Source organism: Mesorhizobium hunchu, from assembly GCF_040081975.1.
GTDB lineage: Bacteria > Pseudomonadota > Alphaproteobacteria > Rhizobiales > Rhizobiaceae > Mesorhizobium > Mesorhizobium hunchu.
Genome location: NZ_JBEBMG010000001.1, coordinates 1 through 15,897, shown reverse-complemented (window position 1 = coordinate 15,897; position 15,897 = coordinate 1). Strand labels below are relative to the sequence as shown.

The window sequence follows — 15,897 nt, the reverse complement described above, 5'->3', positions numbered from 1 at the left end:
TCAGCCGCGGGTTTGAAGATAGGAGAGGAACCAGGCCAGGACGATGACGACCGCGAGCAGGCCGATGGTGCGGCCGATACGGGTTCCCCAATATTCGATCCGGTCGGATCGGTCGGCGTCGGCGGCCGTGACGTGATCGTGCACGCTCTGCGCCGTGCGCGCCAGGAACGAGACGCCGCCGGATTCGCCTTCCTGCCTCATCCTGTCGAGGATGCGCCGCGATTCGCGCTCGCGCTCCTCGTCCCGCCTTGACGTCATGAGCCTCTCCGTTCGCCTTCGGCCGGCGCGCCCGATCCGGCAGGCGCCTTGAATCCACCGGCCTGCTGATTTAACCGCTCCCGCACCGATGTCACAATGCCCGCCATTTTCTTGGGCGCTGTTTGTGCTATTGCTCGCACGGACAATTGCAAGAGGGACATTCCATGATTGCCCAGCGTCTTTCGTCGTTGCCTTCCATCCGCGGCGTCGCCGCTTTCCTGGTTATGGCCTTTTTCCTGCCGTTGCTCGCCGGTTGCGGCTACAACACCATCCCGACGGCGGAAGAGAACGCCAAGGCGGCCTGGAGCGAGGTGCTGAACCAGTACCAGCGCCGTGCCGACCTGATCCCGAATCTCGTCGAGACGGTGAAAGGCTACGCCGCGCACGAAAAGGACACGCTGCAGGCGGTGGTCGAGGCGCGCTCGAAGGCGACCCAGGTGACCGTGACGCCGGAGACGCTGTCGGACCCCGAGGCCTTCAAGAAGTTCCAGGAAGCCCAGTCCGGCCTCACGGGGGCGCTCTCGAGGCTGCTGGCGATCACCGAGAACTATCCGGACCTGAAGGCGAACCAGAATTTCCTGGCGCTGCAGGCGCAGCTCGAAGGCACGGAGAACCGCATCGCGGTGGCGCGGCGGGATTACATCCAGGCGGTCAGGGACTACAACCTGACGCTCAGGACCTTCCCGTCCGTGCTGTGGGCGACCTTCTGGTTCCGCAACAACCAGCCGTTCCAGAATTTCTCGGTGGCCGAGGATAAGATGGAAGTGCCGAAGGTGGACTTCGGCGCCGGCGGCGGCACGACTGGCGGCGCGAACACCGGTGGCGGCACCACGGGCAGCGGGACCACTGGCAGCGGGCAGGGCGGCTAAAGTCGCGCTTGGCGATGTTTGCAAGGATCGGTGCGCCACAATCCCTCCCCCTTGAGGAGAGGGTGCCGAGCCCCCGGATATTGCCTTCGGCAATTCCGAGGACAGGCTGCGCGAGGCGGGAGGGGTCACCTCCGTTGAGCCGACGCAAGAAGGAACGTCGTGCGCTGCCGCAGCGACCCCTCCCGACCGCTGCGCGGCCACCCTCCCCTCGGGGGGGAGGGATAATTGCGCTTCTTCTTGCCCTCTTCCTGATCGTCCCCGCTTTCGCCGCCGATCTGCCGCAACTCACCGGCCGTGTCGTCGACGACGCCGGCATGATCGACCCCGCCACCAAGGCGGCGCTGACTGAGAAGCTGGCCGATTTCGAGAAGAAAGGGTCTGACCAGATCGTCGTCGCCACCATCCCCAGCCTCGACGGCGAGGCGATCGAACCCTACGCGAACCGGCTGTTCCGGGCCTGGGGGCTGGGGCAGGCCGGCGAGAACAACGGCGTCCTGCTGCTCGTCGCCAAGAACGACCGCAAGATGCGCATCGAGGTCGGCTACGGGCTGGAAGGCACGCTGACCGACCTGCACACGAAGCTCATCATCGAGAACGACATGGTGCCGGCTTTCCGCGCCGGCGATTTCTCGGGCGGCATTTCCAAGGCCGTCGACGACATGATCATAGTGCTGGAAGGCAATCCTGAAGAGCTGGAGGCGCGCGGCGCACGCAATCACCGCGAAAGCCCCATCGATCCGGACCAGATCGTCTTTTTCATCTTCATCGCCATCTGGGCCACCATCTTCTTCGGCGGCTTCGCCATGGCGATCCTGCCGCCGATGTTCGGTACCAAGATTGGCCCCGGCCGCTATCGCTGGCTCGGCATGACGTTCGACCAGCGCCGACGCTCGTCGTCCTCGCGCGGCGGCTGGACTTCGGGCGGTGGCGGCTGGTCGTCGGGCGGCGGTGGCTGGTCATCCGGTGGCGGCGGCTTCTCCGGCGGCGGCGGATCGTCCGGTGGCGGCGGCTCTTCGGGAGGGTGGTAGGCCATGCGGACCCATTCCATCACGCCGCAGGAGCATGCCCGCGTCACGGCCGCCATCCAGGAAGCCGAGACGGCCACGGACGGCGAAATCTACTGCGTCGTCGCACATAGCAGCGAGGGGTATTTCTATCCTGCCGCCTTCACGGCCACGATCGCCATGTTCATCGCCAGCCTCGTCGCGGCCTTCGGGCTGGAACAGTTCTGGCTGGCCGTGCGGCTGCCTCATTTCGTCGCGGCGCAGGTGCTGGCAGCGGCGTGCATCTACGCGCTGTTGTGGTTCGTGCCGGCGCTGCGCATCCATCTGGTGCCGCGCCGCCTGCGCTACCAGGCGGCGCACGCCAACGCCATGAAACAGTTCCTCGCCCGCAACGTCCATCTCACGGCGGCGCGGACCGGCGTCCTGATCTTCGTGTCGCTGGCAGAGCGTTATGCCGAGGTGGTGGCCGATACCGGTATCGACGAGAAGGTCGGCCAGCATGTGTGGGACGGCGTCGTGCGCGACCTCACCGCGCATGCCTCGCAGAACCGGCTGGCGGACGGCTTCGTGCAGGCCGTGTCGGCGGTGGGCGCCGTCCTGGCCGAGCATTTTCCGAAATCGCCCGGCAACCCGAACGAACTGGACGATCATCTGGTCGAAATCTGAGCCGGCTTTTCGCGTCCGTGTCCTCGGCATTGTGAGAAATCGGCCTCGGCCCGCTCTTCATTCTTGAAATCGCTTCGCGCGTGTTTATGGTTAACAAATCATGAATACGCTGACGATCGATATTCGGAGAGCCGAGCCGTGCGATGCGGACCAGATCGCCGACGTGCATCTCGAAGCCTGGAGGGGCGCCTATAGCGGCATCATTCCCCACAAGGCGCTCACCTCGATGATCAATCGGCGCGGCGCCGAGTGGTGGGCGAACGCGATCCGCCGTGCCGCCACGGTGCTGGTGGTCGAGATCGGCGGCATGATCGCCGGCTATGCCACCATCGGCAGGAACCGGGCCAAGGAACTGCGCCAGCAGGGCGAAATCTACGAGCTTTATCTCAGGCCCGAATATCAGGGCATCGGTCTGGGCAGCCGCCTGCTTTCGGCGGCCAAGCAGAAGCTTGCCGATCATGGCCTGAAGGGGGTCGTTGTGTGGGCGCTGGAAGACAACGCCAACGCCGTCGCCTTCTATGCCGGGGCGGGCGGCCGCGACATCGCCGAGGGCATCGAGATCTTCGATCAAAAGGCGCTGAAGAAGGTGGCTTTCGTCTGGGAGTGATCCCGGACCTGCGTCCTTAGCACCCTGTCCTCCATATTGCCTCCGGCTGCGGCAGCCTTTATCGAGTGCCTCGAAACGGGAGCCTTTTCGGCTTCCTCAGGACTGGAGAGGCTATCATCATGCGCATCGACGCGATCGCGATCGGAAACAACCCGCCGGAAGACGTCAACGTCATCATCGAAGTGCCGATCGGCGGCGAGCCGATCAAGTATGAGATGGACAAGGAAGCCGGCGCCCTGTTCGTCGACCGTTTCCTGCACACGTCCATGCGCTATCCCGGTAATTACGGTTTCGTGCCGCATACGCTGTCGGGCGACGGCGATCCGATCGACGTGCTGATCTGCAATACACGTGAACTGGTGCCCGGTTGCGTGGTCAACGTGCGGCCGATCGGCGTGCTTCTCATGGAGGACAATGCCGGCGTCGACGAGAAGATCATCGCGGTGCCGAGCCCGAAGCTGACCAAGCGCTACGAAAAGGTCGTCAACTACACCGACCTGCCGCAGATCACGCTCGACCAGGTGGCGCACTTCTTCGAGCACTACAAGGATCTGGAGCCCGGCAAGTGGGTCAAGATCGGCGGATGGCACGACGCCGACTACGCCCGCAGGATGATCGTCGAGGCGATCGAGCGCGCCAAGGGCAAGTAAGCCACGTTCGAGAGGTTTCGACCTGTCGATCTTACAGGATAAAATTGTAGCGGAGGCCCCGCACTTTCGTCATCCTCGGGCCTGACCCGAGGATCCATGCCGGTATCTTATTGGCTGCATGAGGCGAAGCGGAAAATGCTTCATTCTGCACCGCGCTCGCCGTCCTATTGGTCAGGCATGGATCCCCGGGTCGCGCCATTCGCTGCGCTCGGGCTTGCCCGAGGATGACGAAGAGCGTGGCTTTGCAAAGCCGCCTCGGTGGTCGGCGAGGTCGAGGTTACCCCATCCGCCAAGCCTTCGGCCTGCCTCCGCCTTTCGCTGTCGTTTCAGGCGCATCCGTCCCGGCCGGCCAGCACCGCCTCCGCGAGGGCTGTGGGATCGCCTGTGATCCTGACGGTCTTGAGCCGCGAGGACGTGCCGGAAATGACGGTGACGCTGGAAACCGGCACGCCGAGCGATCTGGCCAGGAGCTTCTCCAGCGCAGCGTTGGCAGCGCCTTTTTCGGGCACAGCACGCACCCGTGCCCTGATGTGGGAACGGCCGTCGCCGGTCGTTGCGACGCCGTCGAGCGTATCGCCCGAAGACCGGGGCGTCAGCCTGACGAAAACCTCGATGCCGCCCTTGCAGGGGCGCAGCGGGCCAGTCGCTTCGGCGTTCACGCCAGCAGCGGCGCGACCGTCGTCCACAGCAACTGGCGCACGAAGTAGATGATCAGCAGCAGGATCACCGGCGAGATGTCGATGCCGCCGAGGTCCGGCATGAAGCGGCGGATCGGTCGCAGCGCCGGCTCGGTCAGCCGGAAAAGCATATTGCCGATCGTACCGACGAATTCGTTGCGGGGGTTGACGACATTAAAGGCGTAGAGCCACGAAAACACCGCCGAGCCTATGATCACCCACCAGTAGAGGCTGAGGGCCAGGTCGATGGTGCTGATGAGCGCTATCATGCATGTCTCCGAGTGTCGCCGACATGTAGCCATTGCCGTTGGCTGCGGCAAGTGCGCCGGCACAGAAGCAGGGTGCGGACCGCTGACCCTCTGCTGGGCGTTTTTGCGCCCGGCCGGGATCGGAGAACAGAGCCTGGGGCGATTGCATATGGAATTGACCGTCGAGTATCCCCACCGTTGATCCCTCCCCACAAGGGAGGAGAGGCCGATGTCACCAGTCTCCAACGCCAACGTATTGTGGCTTTGCCGCAAAACCCCGTCCTCCTGGCGGGCAGCGGGCAACGCCACATGCGATCACCCCTGAAACAGGACCCAAGCCCGCTTGACAGTGAGGGGCGCCACCCCATAAATGCGCCATCCGCCGAACGGGGCTGTAGCTCAGCTGGGAGAGCGCGTCGTTCGCAATGACGAGGTCAGGGGTTCGATCCCCCTCAGCTCCACCATCCGGCGGATAGACAAACACCCAGCCACGGTTTGCGATTGAAATAGCTGCGCATTTTCCGCGGGTTATCGAGTATGCGGCCATCGTTTGCGGGTATAGAGACGCACCTTCAGGCTGCTTTCTGCCGATTTTCAGCGCTCCGTCTCTATTGCCAATTTCGCGTGCCCTCATATTGGAAAAGATGATGCTCTTGCATCACGGCGATGGTGTCTCGATGTAAACTGAGCCTCGGATCGACCAGGAGAGCGGTGAGCAGGCGAGCATCGACTCGCCGCTTGCCGCGAAACGGCGATTTCTCGTGTGCCGAGAACTATTTACTGGAGAACGGAATCTTGATCGACCCAGCCGATAGGCAGCTCGATCCGGGCAAGATGACGAGGCGTGAGTGAGGCAGGCTGACTGCCGGTAAGGATGGCGTTTAGCATCTTCGGACTGAGGAAGGCGAGCGGCAGGATGCGCCCAACATCGGCGCGATCGACATTGAAGGCTTCTGCTATGCTGCTCGTGTTCATCGCCGATAGTCCGGTCAGCCTGTTCAGATAAATGTGAGCCCTGGCGATCAAGTCGACCAGCGAGGGGTCGGGTTCCGGTTGGGTATAGGGTGAGTTGATCAGCTTCTTCCGCACCGCCGCAGACAGGAAGCCACGAACCGAATGGGGCTGCCAGTTGGTCAGATTGGCCCATTCCTGCTATTCAAGGTGCTGGCTGGGTAAAGGCCGGCATCGGATGCCGAAGCCCTGTTCTGACGCTCTTCGAGAATGAGTTGCGGCGTCAGTATCAAGCGGTCGGAGCTGTCGCGAGACGGCGGCATCCATCGAAAGTATTGGCTCGACCGGGTTCTTCTTCGGTGGATCGTGGCCGATCGGCCGACGGACCTGTCATATCGTTGGAAAGTGGCAGGCGACTTTCCGACCAACCCCGTGTTCCATAAGGATCGGGCGCTCCTTGGTACAGCGTTCCTGCGCAACCGGGCAGCGCGGATGGAACCGGCAACCGGCGGGCGGGTTGAGCGGGCTCGGCACGTCGCCCGACAGGATGATACGCTTGCGGCGCCGGCCGGGCGTCGTCTCCACCACGGGGACGGCCGAGATCAGCGCCTGGCTGTAGGGATGCGCCGGCGCAGAAAACACCTCTTCGGATGGCCCTTCTTCGACGATCGAGCCGAGATACATCACCGCGATGCGGTTCGAGACCTGGCGAACCACCGACAGGTCGTGGGCGATGAAGACGTAGGTCAGCTTCAGCTTTTCCTGAAGATCGGCAAGCAGGTTGACGATCTGCGCCTGCACCGACACGTCCAGCGCAGAGACGGGCTCGTCCAGCACGACGAGATCGGGATTGAGCGCGATGGCGCGTGCGATGCCGACGCGCTGACGCTGGCCGCCGGAAAACTCGTGCGGATAGCGCATCACATGGTCCGGCAGCAGCCCGACCAGATCGAACAGTTCGACAACGCGCTCGCGGATCGCTTTGGTGTCGAGCTTGTCATGCACCCTGAGCGGCTCGGCCACCAGGTCGCCGACGCGACGGCGCGGGTTGAGCGATGCGGACGGATCCTGGAAAACCATCTGCAGGCGGCGGCGGAACGGCCTCAGCCCGGCCAGCGATTTTCCGGTGATGTCCTCGCCCTCGAACAGGAGCTGACCTTCGGTGATGTCGTAGAGTCTCACCAGGCAGCGTGCGAGGGTCGACTTGCCGCAGCCCGACTCTCCTACCAGCCCGAGGGTCTCGCCGCGCTGCACGGTAAGCGACACATTGTCGACGGCATGCACGACCCGACGGCCTTCGGAGGAAAAGCGGGTGCCGATGGAAAAGCGCTTGCCGAGCGTGCGCGCCTCGAGGATGGGTCGGTCCGTGCCTTGCATGCGCGCGCTCATGATTGTGCCGCCCGGAAACAGGCGGCAGCGTGGTTGCCGTCGCCAAGGACCGGCTTGCCGAGGTCGCAGGGCTCGTAGCGCGCCGGGCAGCGCGGCGCGAAGGCGCATCCCTTCGGCAGCCTCAGCAGCGACGGCGGCGAGCCGGGAATGGCCGGCAGGCGGCGGGGCTTGTCACCCGTCAGAGGCGGAATGGAGCCGAGCAGCGCACACGTATAGGGATGCAGGGAATCGGCGAAAAGATCGTGCCGGCTGCCGCGCTCGATGATACGTCCGGCGTACATGACCATCACCCTATCGGCGAGCTCGGACACTACGCCCATGTCGTGGGTGATGAAGACGACCGCCGAATTGTGGGTTGCCCTGAGCTTGCGCACCAGGTCCAGGATGCCGGCCTGCACGGTCACGTCGAGGGCGGTGGTGGGTTCGTCCGCGACCAACAGCGCCGGGTTGCATGAAAGCGCCATGGCGATCACCGCACGCTGGCGCATGCCACCCGAGAGCTGGTGCGGATAGCGCGACATCGCCTCGTGCGGATTGGGGAAATTGACCTCCGCCAGCAACTCCTCGACGCGCTTCATGGCCGCGGCCTTGCTGATGCGCTGATGCGCGCGGATTTGCTCGGCGATCTGCCAGCCGATCGTATAGACCGGCGTCAGCGCCGTCATCGGGTCCTGGAAGATCATGGCGATCTCGTTGCCGCGCAGCCGGCGGAGCTCGCTAGCCGGCAAGCCGACCAGTTCGCGGCCCTTGTAGCGGATCGAGCCCTCGATCACCACGTTGGGATCGGTGATCAGGCCCATGACCGCCAGCAGCGACACGGTCTTGCCGGAGCCGGATTCGCCGACCACGCCGAGGATTTCGCCCTCGGCGAGCTCGAAGGAGACGCCGTCGATGGCGCGCACGATGCCGTCATCGGTGCGGAAGGATACTTTCAGGTCACGCACGGAAAGTATCATGAGGTCTTCACGCGCGGATCGAGGAGAATATAGACGAAGTCGACCACTGCGTTGGCGATGACCACGAACATCGATGCGTACATGACGGTCGCCATGATCATCGGCAGGTCGAGGCTCTGCAGCGCGTCATAGGTCAGCTTGCCGATCCCCTGCAGGCCGAAGACGACTTCGGTCAGCAGGGCAGAGCCACCCACCAGCGCGCCGAAATCCAGTCCGAACAGGGTGACGAAGGCGATCAGCGAGGTGCGCAGCGCATGGCGCAGCAGGATGCGGGTTTCCGACAGGCCCTTGGCGCGGGCGGTGCGGATATAATCCTCCTGCATGGATTCGATGATCGCCGCCCTGAGCACGCGCCCGTAAATGCCGATATAGAGGATGGACAGCGTGATCCAGGGAATGACCAGGGTGAGGAACCAGCGCTTGGGATCGTCGGAGAAATTCACGTAACCGAGCGGTGGCACCCAGGAGAACAGCCATGTGTCGTGGTAGCGGCTCTGGCTGAACAGGTTCATCACTTCGCCCACCCAATAGACCGGCATGGAGATGCCGAGCAGGCCGAGCGCCATCAGGAGCTTGTCCAGCCAACTGTTGCGCGTGGCCGCTGCGACGACGCCGATGAGGATGGAAAACACCACCCACAGCACCGCCGCGCCGAACACCAGGGACAGCGTGACGGGGATGGAGTCCAGCACCGCCGGAACCACCTTCCAGCCGCGGTTGACGAAGGAAGTCAGGTCGCCGGTGACGAAGATCTTCTCCATCATCAGCCCATACTGCACATAGAGAGGTCGGTCGAAGCCGAAGGAATGGCGCACCGCCTCCAGCACCTCGGGCGAGGCGTTGCGGCCGGCGATGCGCGCGGCGGGGTCGGCGCCGGGCGTGGCGAAGAAGATCAGGAAGACGATCACTGAAATGCCGAACATCACGAACAGCATCTGAGCGAGGCGGCGCAGGATCGGATAGATCATCAGTCGCGACCCAGTTCGACCTTGGAGCGTGGATCGAGTGCATCGCGCAGGCCGTCGCCGAAGACGTTGAGCGCCATGACCGAAACGGCGATGGCTATGCCCGGTGCCAGCGCCACAAGCGGGCGCGTATAAAGCAGCGCCTGGCCATCCTGGATGATGGTGCCCCAGCTCGCATCGGGCGGCTGGACGCCGATCGACAGGAACGAAAGAGCCGACTCCGTCAGCATGTTGAGCGCCATCATCAGTGGCACGAATACGATGAGCGTGGTGGTGATGTTCGGCAGGATGTCGCGCCACAGGATGCGCGGTCCGGGTACTCCCAGATTGATGGCGGCAAGCACGAACTCACTGTTGCGCAGCGACAGCACCTGCCCGCGTATGGGCCTCGCCACATAGGGCACGTAGACGATGCCGATGATGATGATGGGCAGCCACAGGCTACCGGATTCGATCGTTATCGGCCCGATGGAAATGCCCTGCGCGATGGTGACGATGGAAAGCGAGATCGCCAGAAGATAGATCGGGAAGGCCCATAGGATGTCGAGGAGGCGCGACAGCACCGTATCGGTGACGCCGCCGAAATAGCCTGCGATCAGGCCCGTCGCCGTGCCGAGGACAAGCGTCAGCACGGTCGCGACGGCGGAGATGAGGAGCGAGTTGAGCCCGCCGTAAAGCAGGCGGGCCATGACGTCGCGGCCCTGGTTGTCGGCGCCGAGGAAGTAGTTGCCGAGCCGCCAGGTCGGACCGAGCGGCGTGTAGCCGAGCCCCAGCCCTTCGGTGGACTGTTCCATGACGGGCACGTCTTGTCCGTCGATGGTGATGATCTTGTCGAGCGTCGACACGAATGGATCGACACCGGCCCAGCGCGCATAAAGCGGCGCGCTGAGGCAGGCGATGACGACCATTCCGAAGACGGCCAAGGCCGCCATGGAAGCTCGGTTTCCCGTCAGCTTTGCAAAAGCGAGGGCCCAGGGCCCCCGCGTCTTGCGCGGCACGGCTACGACGTCGCTCGACACTTAGTCCCCCGCCAATGCAACGTCACTGCACCCATGACTGGGTGAAGATCCAGTAGAACTGGGCGTTGAACTTGAAGTTGCCGAGGCGCTTGCTGACGAAATCGACATGCTTGGGCGTGAACAACGCCACTGCCGGTGCCTTGTCGGTGACTTCCTTGTCGACTTCCGCCCACAGCTTGTTGGCGGCCTCTTGGTCCGTCACGCCAAGGTCCATCGCCTGCTTCATCTTGGCATCGATATCCTTGTCGCAGAAGCCGGAAATGTTGACCGAGGCATCCGAACCTTCGCGGAAGGAGTCGCAGCCGAACAGGATATTGAGGAAGTTCGAGGCGGCCGGATAATCCTGGTACCACTGGCTGACCGACATCTGCACCTTGTTGTTAGTGTTCTGGATGTAGGTGAACTGGATATTGGGGGAGATCGGCTTCACGTCGGCCTGGTAGCCGATGCTGCTGAGCACGCTTTGCAGGTAGACGCCGATCGAGCGCGACACGGCGTTGTCCTCGACAATGACGGTGACCTTCTGCCCCTTGGTGCCGGACTCCTCGACCAGTTGCTTGGCCTTGTCGAGGTCGGGTGCGGACCACTTGGCGCCGGGATTCTTGGTGAACGGGCAGTAGTCGACGTGGCCGGGGAAATCCGGCGGCAGCACCTGGCACACCGGCGAGGCCAGCACCTTGCCGCCGAAAAGGTTGACCAGCGTGTTACGATCGACCGCGTAGGCGACGGCCTGCCGCGCCTTTTCGTTGTCGAACGGCGCCAGCCGCGTGTTCAGCGGCGCATACCACCACGCCGTCAGCGGCGAGATATGAACCTGGTCCATATATTTTGTGCCCAGTTCCACCAGCCGGTCGGTCGGCGGCTGGTCGTACATCCAGTCGGCCTCGCCCTTCTGGATCGCCGTCACCGCGGCCTCCTCGGTCAGGCCGAAATCATACTGCACCACGTCGGGATAGCCGTCGGGTTGGGCTTCCTCGCTCCACTCGTGGAAGTGCGGATTGCGCACCATCGTCATGCCCTTGTTCGGGTCGTAGGCCGAGATCATGTAGGCTCCCGTGCCTGGAATCGGGTTGGAACCGACATCCTCCGTCGGCGCATCGGCCGGCAGTATCACCGCATGCGGCATGGCCAGCTTGTCGATGAATTCGGCGTCCGGCTTGACGATGTTGATCGTGACCGTGCCTGCCGCCTCGTCGCCGACCACGCCGCCATCAAGCGTGCAGCTCTTGGTGTCGGCAAGGCACTTGTCGGCCCCCACGATGCCTGCGTAGAAGGTGCCGGATGTCGGGCCTGACACCTTGAAGATGCGCTGGAACGACGCCACCACGTCCTTGACTGTCACGTCCTGGCCGTTGGAGAACTTGATGCCTTTGCGCAGCTTGAAGGTGAAGGTCTTGCCGTCGTCGCTCACCGCCGGCATGTCCTCGGCGAGATCGGCGACGATCTTGAAACCGTCCTTGCCGTCCGCCTTGCGGAAGGCGACGAGGCCGTCATAGAGCGGCTGAAAAATCTGCCAGTATTGCAGCGTGTAGTTGATGTGCGGGTCGAGCGTGCCGGCCGCCGAACGCGCCAGCATGCGCATCGTGCCGCCACGGTGTTCCTTCAGATATTCCGCGTTCGCGGGGGCCTGCCATGTGCAGGCCAGCAAGGTTGCGGCAGCCGCCGCCAGAAGCAGTTTCTTCATGTCGTTCCCCTTTTTCAACGATCGTTCCGGTCGAGGAAAGCACCCACGACCTGCATGCACTTTTCCTTTTCCTCCACATGCGGCATGTGGCTGGAATTCTCGAAGATTTCCCATTGCGACCCCTTGATGCCGTCCTTGTAGGGCTGCACCGTCGCCGGCGTCGCCTCGTCGTGACGACCGGAGACGATGAGGGTCGGCACATCGATCGCCGGCAGGCGGTCGATGATGCTCCAGCTCTTCAACGTGCCGATGACGAAGAATTCGTTTGGCCCGTTCATGGTGTTGTAGACGGTGGGATTGCGCGCCACCTGGGCGAAGCTTTCCTCCACCTCGGGCGGGAAAGGCACGACGCGGCAGACGTGCCGCTCATAGAAGGCGATCGTCGCCTGCTGGTATTCCGGATCGTCCGTGGTGCCGGCCTCCTCGTGCCGGTTCAGCGCGTCTTGGACGGCGGCGGGCAGACCGGCACGCAGGCGGTTGGCCTCCTCCACCCACAGCTTCATCGAGGCCGGCGAATTGGCGATGGTCAGGGATCTCAGGCCCTTCGGGCGGATCACCGCATATTCGGCGCCCAGCATGCCGCCCCAACTCTGCCCGAGCACGTGGAAGGCCGGCCTGATGCCGAGATGGTCGACAAGGTTTTCGAGTTCGTCGATGAAAAGCTGCGGCGTCCAGAAATCGGCGCCCTTGTCCGGCAGCAGCGTGGAGTTGCCGCAGCCCAGCTGATCATAGTGGATGACGGCGCGGCCCTGCTTTGCCAGCAGCTTGTAGGAATCGACATAGTTGTGGGCGACGCCGGGACCGCCGTGCAGGATGACGATCGGCGTCTTGCCCGTGCCGAGGTCGCCGGAAACCCGATACCACGTCTCGTAGGCGCCAAACCGGGCGCACCCCTCCCTACTCGCGATTGAAGTCACCGTTTCCGCTCCCAATCCGCACGCTATACACCGTTGCCCCAAGCGGCAATCGCCAGCCGGAAATCATCTGTTTGCCAGACCGCCTGCATGAGCCCATTGCTCCAGCATCTGCACCCCGAAGCCGACGCCGCCCTGCCGCGCCAACGGGCCGTCCGTGCCGGTCAGTTCCTTGCCGGCTATGTCGAGATGCACCCAGGGCCGGTTGTCCGTGAAATGCCGGAGGAATGCCGCCGCATAGGGCGCGTCGCCGTCCTCGAGGTCGCGCGCGTGCTGGCGCAGGTCCGCCAGCGGCGACTGCAACCCCTCGTCATAGGCATGGTCGAGCGGCATGCGCCAGAAGCGCTCGCCGACGGCCTCGCCCGCGGCGATCATGCCGGATGCCATGGCGTCGTCGGTGGCAAACAGGCCGGCGAACACGCTGCCGAGGCCTCGCATGACCGAATAGGTGAGCGTCGCCAGGTCGACCATGGCGGAAGGCTTGAAGCGGGTGGCGGTGTAGTAAAGCGTATCAGCGAGCAGCATGCGGCCCTCGCAATCGGTGTCGAACACCTCCACCGACTGCCCCGACATCGTGGTGATGACGTCGCCCGGCTTGTAGGCCTTGCCGGAAGGCAGGTTCTCGGCGATGCCCAGCACGCCCACGACATCGACCGCGCTGCCCTGCCGCGCCAGCGCCAGCAGCAGCCCGGCGACGGCGGCGGCACCCGCCATGTCGGCCTTCATCTCGAACATCTGCGGCCCGGTCTTGGTGCAAAGGCCGCCGGAATCGAAACAGACGCCCTTGCCGACGAACGCCAGCGGCGCGTCCGCGCCTTTCTTGCCGTTGTAGCGCAGCACGACCACCCGCGGCGGATGCTGGGAAGCGGACCCGACCGCCACAAGGGCGTTCATGCCCAGGCGTTTCAGCTCCGCCGCGTCGAGCGCCTCGATCTCGATTCCCGCCTCCCGCAGCGGCTCCAGATGATCGACGAAGCTGTCGGGATGCAGGATGTTGGAGGGCAGGTTAACCAGCGTGCGGGCGAGTTCGACACCGTCGGCGACGGCGTTCATGCGCGTCAGATGCGCGTCGGCATCCTTGTTCTGCGGGCCGACGAGATGAATGGTCCAGCCGGTTTCGGCCGCCGCGCCGGGTCGCTTGTTGCGCAGGTCGAAACGGTATCGTCTCAGCCGCATGCCGAGCGCCAGGCGACCGGCAAGCTCCGCCCCCGCAACGGCCGCCCCCTCAATGGCGTCGAGGACGATCGCCACTGCGTCCTCGCCCTTCCTTTCCAGGAAGGCGGCCAGCTCGGCGCCGGCCCGGGTCACGGACAGCGGCGTCATGGCCTCGGCATCGCCGAGCCCGAGAACGACGACCCGCCGCGCCGCAAGGCCGCCGGGAGCCACGACGTCCAGGCATTCGCCGCTCTTGCCGAAGAAGCCCGGAGCCTCGCAGGCGCGCGCCAGCGTTCCGCCCGCTCTGGAATCCAGCGCCTGCGCCTGTCGGCCGAACCCCCGGCGGCCCGCCTTCAGGATCACGACGACGGGCGCGCCGTCGGGAATCCCGGTCACGGTCTGGAAGGCAATCGCCGGAGATTGGGGCATGAAAGGCTTCACCCTGTTCGCTGCTCGAGAATCCGAACTGGATGGCTTGCCGAAGCCATCCGGTCAGCTTTCGATATTCAGAAAAGCGAGACGGGTGTTCAAACGTCAATTTCACATCTTTCAGTTGACAAAAAATCAATCGAAAGATCATGATCCGCCCATGGTTCTGCCTTCACTCAACGGAATGCGAGCCTTTGAAGCTGCCGCCCGCCTCGGCAGCGTCAAGGATGCCGCTGAAGAGCTGCGGCTGACGCCGTCGGCGGTCAGCCGGCACATCAGGTTCCTCGAACGCAGCCTCGGGCAGGACCTGTTCGAACGCAGCTTCCGGCAGATCACTCTGACGGCCACCGGCTCCTACTACGCACACAGCCTGTCGGAAGCCTTCGAGGCGATCAGGCGAGCCACCGAAGACGTAAGCCTCGTGAACGGCGTCAGCAAAAGGCTCAAGCGCATCCGCTTCATGTGCGAGCCGACATTCCTGAATCTGTGGCTCGCCGACCGCCTGCCGACCTTTCGGCGCCTGCACCCGTCGATCGACCTGGAGATTTCCACATCCGGCAAACGGTCCGACTTCGATCTGGCGGTAGTCGACGAATTCAACGAGAAGACCAGCCCGGCGCTGAAGCTGATCCTTCCCCTCATGCTGACGCCGGTCTGTTCGCCGGCCCTGCTGAACGGGCCGGAGCCGCTGTGCACGCCGCAGGATCTGCTGCACCATTGCCTGATCCACGAGCGCGAAAGCAGGCGGTGGGAGCGGTGGCTGGGACAGGCAGGGATCATCGGCGAGATGAGCAAGGCCGGTACCGTGTTGCACGACTGTACATTGATCATGCGGGAGGTGGCGAACGGCACCGGCATCGCGCTCGCCGACACCATCATGGCGCAGGACCTGCTGCAGGAGGGCAGATTGGTGGCACCGTTCAATGTGTATCACGACTATCCGGCTGGCTACTATCTGCACCAGCGGGCGGGCGTCGGCAGCAAACCGGAGATAACCCAGTTCCTGGACTGGCTTTTCGCTGAGATCGAGGAACACAAGAAATCCGTCGCCCCAGCTTTCGGTTAACGTACCATTTGAATGGCGCCCGAACGATTGTCCTTCACTCAGTTTGACGGCAAATCGTACCGACACCATGACGATATGATCCAGATGATCGTCGCTGCACGATGCCGCCTTGGCGAGTTAGTTTTCGATCATTGGGAGTTTTTCTCGTCGAGATATGGAACTGTCCACAGCACCCAAGGACGGCGTTGGGGACCACTAGGTTCAATCGACATTCAGGATTCAGTTCTGTTGAGGAATGTGATTCATGGGTTTCCAGGTTGATTGATCTGGAGGCCCATGATGTCGAAGCCCAAGCGGTACGAACTGACACCTGAGCAATGGCGGCGGATCGGGGATTTGCTGCCCGGCAAGCCCAGCGATCCGGGCCGTTCTGGGGGTGATAACCTTGCT

17 protein-coding genes and 1 tRNA gene are annotated in these 15,897 nt (G+C 63.6%); 7 read left to right on the top strand and 11 right to left on the bottom strand.

All coding sequences use genetic code 11. The features are described 5' to 3' along the window. Nucleotides 1–258 carry a hypothetical protein gene (locus ABMA46_RS00090; RefSeq protein WP_348997255.1) on the bottom strand — a complete coding sequence of 86 codons (258 nt, stop codon included), beginning with the start codon at nucleotides 256–258 and terminating at the stop codon, nucleotides 1–3. Between the two features lie 164 nt (nucleotides 259–422). On the opposite strand from ABMA46_RS00090, the gene ABMA46_RS00085 reads away from it, so the two are divergent. From ABMA46_RS00085 to ppa, 5 genes are all read left to right on the top strand, one after another. Next, on the top strand, nucleotides 423–1,127 hold the full coding sequence (locus ABMA46_RS00085; protein WP_348997254.1) for a LemA family protein: 705 nt from the start codon (nucleotides 423–425) through the stop codon (nucleotides 1,125–1,127). A gap of 221 nt (nucleotides 1,128–1,348) precedes the next feature. After that, nucleotides 1,349–2,155, top strand: a complete 807-nt coding sequence (locus ABMA46_RS00080; protein WP_348997895.1) for a TPM domain-containing protein — start codon at nucleotides 1,349–1,351, stop codon at nucleotides 2,153–2,155. 3 nt (nucleotides 2,156–2,158) lie between these two features. Then, nucleotides 2,159–2,797, top strand: coding sequence for a TPM domain-containing protein (locus ABMA46_RS00075; RefSeq protein ID WP_348997253.1), 639 nt, complete (start codon nucleotides 2,159–2,161; stop codon nucleotides 2,795–2,797). A 100-nt stretch (nucleotides 2,798–2,897) separates the two neighbouring features. Next, complete coding sequence (locus tag ABMA46_RS00070; protein WP_348997252.1) at nucleotides 2,898–3,404, top strand: GNAT family N-acetyltransferase; 507 nt, start codon at nucleotides 2,898–2,900, stop codon at nucleotides 3,402–3,404. A 119-nt stretch (nucleotides 3,405–3,523) separates the two neighbouring features. Next, the gene (gene ppa, locus ABMA46_RS00065) at nucleotides 3,524–4,054 is read left to right on the top strand and encodes an inorganic diphosphatase (RefSeq protein ID WP_348997251.1); all 531 of its coding nucleotides are present in this window, start codon (nucleotides 3,524–3,526) and stop codon (nucleotides 4,052–4,054) included. 326 nt (nucleotides 4,055–4,380) lie between these two features. On the opposite strand, the gene ABMA46_RS00060 is transcribed toward ppa, so the two are convergent. Together ABMA46_RS00060 and ABMA46_RS00055 are read right to left on the bottom strand one after the other, a co-directional pair. Further along, on the bottom strand, nucleotides 4,381–4,713 hold the full coding sequence (locus ABMA46_RS00060; protein WP_348997250.1) for a DUF167 family protein: 333 nt from the start codon (nucleotides 4,711–4,713) through the stop codon (nucleotides 4,381–4,383). Beyond that, nucleotides 4,710–5,000: a YggT family protein gene (locus tag ABMA46_RS00055; RefSeq protein ID WP_348997249.1), complete on the bottom strand. Its 291-nt coding sequence runs from the start codon at nucleotides 4,998–5,000 to the stop codon at nucleotides 4,710–4,712. Before ABMA46_RS00055 ends, ABMA46_RS00060 begins: the two co-directional genes overlap by 4 nt. A 367-nt stretch (nucleotides 5,001–5,367) precedes the next feature. Here ABMA46_RS00055 and ABMA46_RS00050 point away from each other — a divergent pair. Then, a tRNA-Ala gene (locus ABMA46_RS00050) sits at nucleotides 5,368–5,443 on the top strand. A 313-nt stretch (nucleotides 5,444–5,756) separates the two neighbouring features. Here ABMA46_RS00050 and ABMA46_RS00045 read toward each other — a convergent pair. The 8 genes from ABMA46_RS00045 to ABMA46_RS00010 all read right to left on the bottom strand — a co-directional run bounded on the left by ABMA46_RS00045 (nucleotide 5,757) and on the right by ABMA46_RS00010 (nucleotide 14,441). After that, nucleotides 5,757–5,954 carry a hypothetical protein gene (locus ABMA46_RS00045; protein ID WP_348997248.1) on the bottom strand — a complete coding sequence of 66 codons (198 nt, stop codon included), beginning with the start codon at nucleotides 5,952–5,954 and terminating at the stop codon, nucleotides 5,757–5,759. A 366-nt stretch (nucleotides 5,955–6,320) separates the two neighbouring features. Beyond that, on the bottom strand, nucleotides 6,321–7,307 hold the full coding sequence (locus ABMA46_RS00040; RefSeq protein ID WP_348997894.1) for an ABC transporter ATP-binding protein: 987 nt from the start codon (nucleotides 7,305–7,307) through the stop codon (nucleotides 6,321–6,323). Nucleotides 7,308–7,315: 8 nt separating this feature from the next. Further along, nucleotides 7,316–8,275, bottom strand: coding sequence for an ABC transporter ATP-binding protein (locus tag ABMA46_RS00035; RefSeq protein ID WP_348997247.1), 960 nt, complete (start codon nucleotides 8,273–8,275; stop codon nucleotides 7,316–7,318). Continuing rightward, nucleotides 8,272–9,243 (bottom strand): ABC transporter permease, encoded by a 972-nt coding sequence (locus ABMA46_RS00030; RefSeq protein ID WP_348997246.1) that lies wholly within the window; start codon nucleotides 9,241–9,243, stop codon nucleotides 8,272–8,274. The genes ABMA46_RS00035 and ABMA46_RS00030 overlap by 4 nt, the downstream gene beginning before the upstream one ends. Next, nucleotides 9,243–10,172, bottom strand: a complete 930-nt coding sequence (locus tag ABMA46_RS00025; RefSeq protein ID WP_348997245.1) for an ABC transporter permease — start codon at nucleotides 10,170–10,172, stop codon at nucleotides 9,243–9,245. Before ABMA46_RS00025 ends, ABMA46_RS00030 begins: the two co-directional genes overlap by 1 nt. 109 nt (nucleotides 10,173–10,281) lie before the next feature. Then, on the bottom strand, nucleotides 10,282–11,943 hold the full coding sequence (locus ABMA46_RS00020) for an ABC transporter substrate-binding protein (protein WP_348997244.1): 1,662 nt from the start codon (nucleotides 11,941–11,943) through the stop codon (nucleotides 10,282–10,284). A 14-nt stretch (nucleotides 11,944–11,957) separates the two neighbouring features. Continuing rightward, the gene (locus ABMA46_RS00015; RefSeq protein ID WP_348997243.1) at nucleotides 11,958–12,860 is read right to left on the bottom strand and encodes a proline iminopeptidase-family hydrolase; all 903 of its coding nucleotides are present in this window, start codon (nucleotides 12,858–12,860) and stop codon (nucleotides 11,958–11,960) included. A gap of 63 nt (nucleotides 12,861–12,923) precedes the next feature. Continuing rightward, on the bottom strand, nucleotides 12,924–14,441 hold the full coding sequence (locus ABMA46_RS00010) for a leucyl aminopeptidase (protein ID WP_348997242.1): 1,518 nt from the start codon (nucleotides 14,439–14,441) through the stop codon (nucleotides 12,924–12,926). Here ABMA46_RS00010 and ABMA46_RS00005 point away from each other — a divergent pair. Continuing rightward, complete coding sequence (locus ABMA46_RS00005; RefSeq protein WP_348997241.1) at nucleotides 14,440–15,507, top strand: LysR substrate-binding domain-containing protein; 1,068 nt, start codon at nucleotides 14,440–14,442, stop codon at nucleotides 15,505–15,507. The genes ABMA46_RS00010 and ABMA46_RS00005 overlap by 2 nt on opposite strands. Nucleotides 15,508–15,897 lie beyond the last annotated feature (390 nt).

What these genes read in the sequence shown, in the direction of transcription:
- ABMA46_RS00010 (WP_348997242.1), bottom strand. Translation starts at nt 14,441, where the DNA reads ATGCCCCAATCTCCGGCGATTGCCTTCCAGACCGTGACCGGGATTCCC.
- ABMA46_RS00085 (WP_348997254.1), top strand. Translation starts at nt 423, where the DNA reads ATGATTGCCCAGCGTCTTTCGTCGTTGCCTTCCATCCGCGGCGTCGCC.
- ABMA46_RS00025 (WP_348997245.1), bottom strand. Translation starts at nt 10,172, where the DNA reads ATGGCGGCCTTGGCCGTCTTCGGAATGGTCGTCATCGCCTGCCTCAGC.
- ppa (WP_348997251.1), top strand. Translation starts at nt 3,524, where the DNA reads ATGCGCATCGACGCGATCGCGATCGGAAACAACCCGCCGGAAGACGTC.
- ABMA46_RS00035 (WP_348997247.1), bottom strand. Translation starts at nt 8,275, where the DNA reads ATGATACTTTCCGTGCGTGACCTGAAAGTATCCTTCCGCACCGATGAC.
- ABMA46_RS00030 (WP_348997246.1), bottom strand. Translation starts at nt 9,243, where the DNA reads ATGATCTATCCGATCCTGCGCCGCCTCGCTCAGATGCTGTTCGTGATG.
- ABMA46_RS00040 (WP_348997894.1), bottom strand. Translation starts at nt 7,307, where the DNA reads ATGCAAGGCACGGACCGACCCATCCTCGAGGCGCGCACGCTCGGCAAG.
- ABMA46_RS00020 (WP_348997244.1), bottom strand. Translation starts at nt 11,943, where the DNA reads ATGAAGAAACTGCTTCTGGCGGCGGCTGCCGCAACCTTGCTGGCCTGC.
- ABMA46_RS00075 (WP_348997253.1), top strand. Translation starts at nt 2,159, where the DNA reads ATGCGGACCCATTCCATCACGCCGCAGGAGCATGCCCGCGTCACGGCC.
- ABMA46_RS00045 (WP_348997248.1), bottom strand. Translation starts at nt 5,954, where the DNA reads ATGAACACGAGCAGCATAGCAGAAGCCTTCAATGTCGATCGCGCCGAT.
- ABMA46_RS00005 (WP_348997241.1), top strand. Translation starts at nt 14,440, where the DNA reads ATGAAAGGCTTCACCCTGTTCGCTGCTCGAGAATCCGAACTGGATGGC.
- ABMA46_RS00055 (WP_348997249.1), bottom strand. Translation starts at nt 5,000, where the DNA reads ATGATAGCGCTCATCAGCACCATCGACCTGGCCCTCAGCCTCTACTGG.
- ABMA46_RS00070 (WP_348997252.1), top strand. Translation starts at nt 2,898, where the DNA reads ATGAATACGCTGACGATCGATATTCGGAGAGCCGAGCCGTGCGATGCG.
- ABMA46_RS00090 (WP_348997255.1), bottom strand. Translation starts at nt 258, where the DNA reads ATGACGTCAAGGCGGGACGAGGAGCGCGAGCGCGAATCGCGGCGCATC.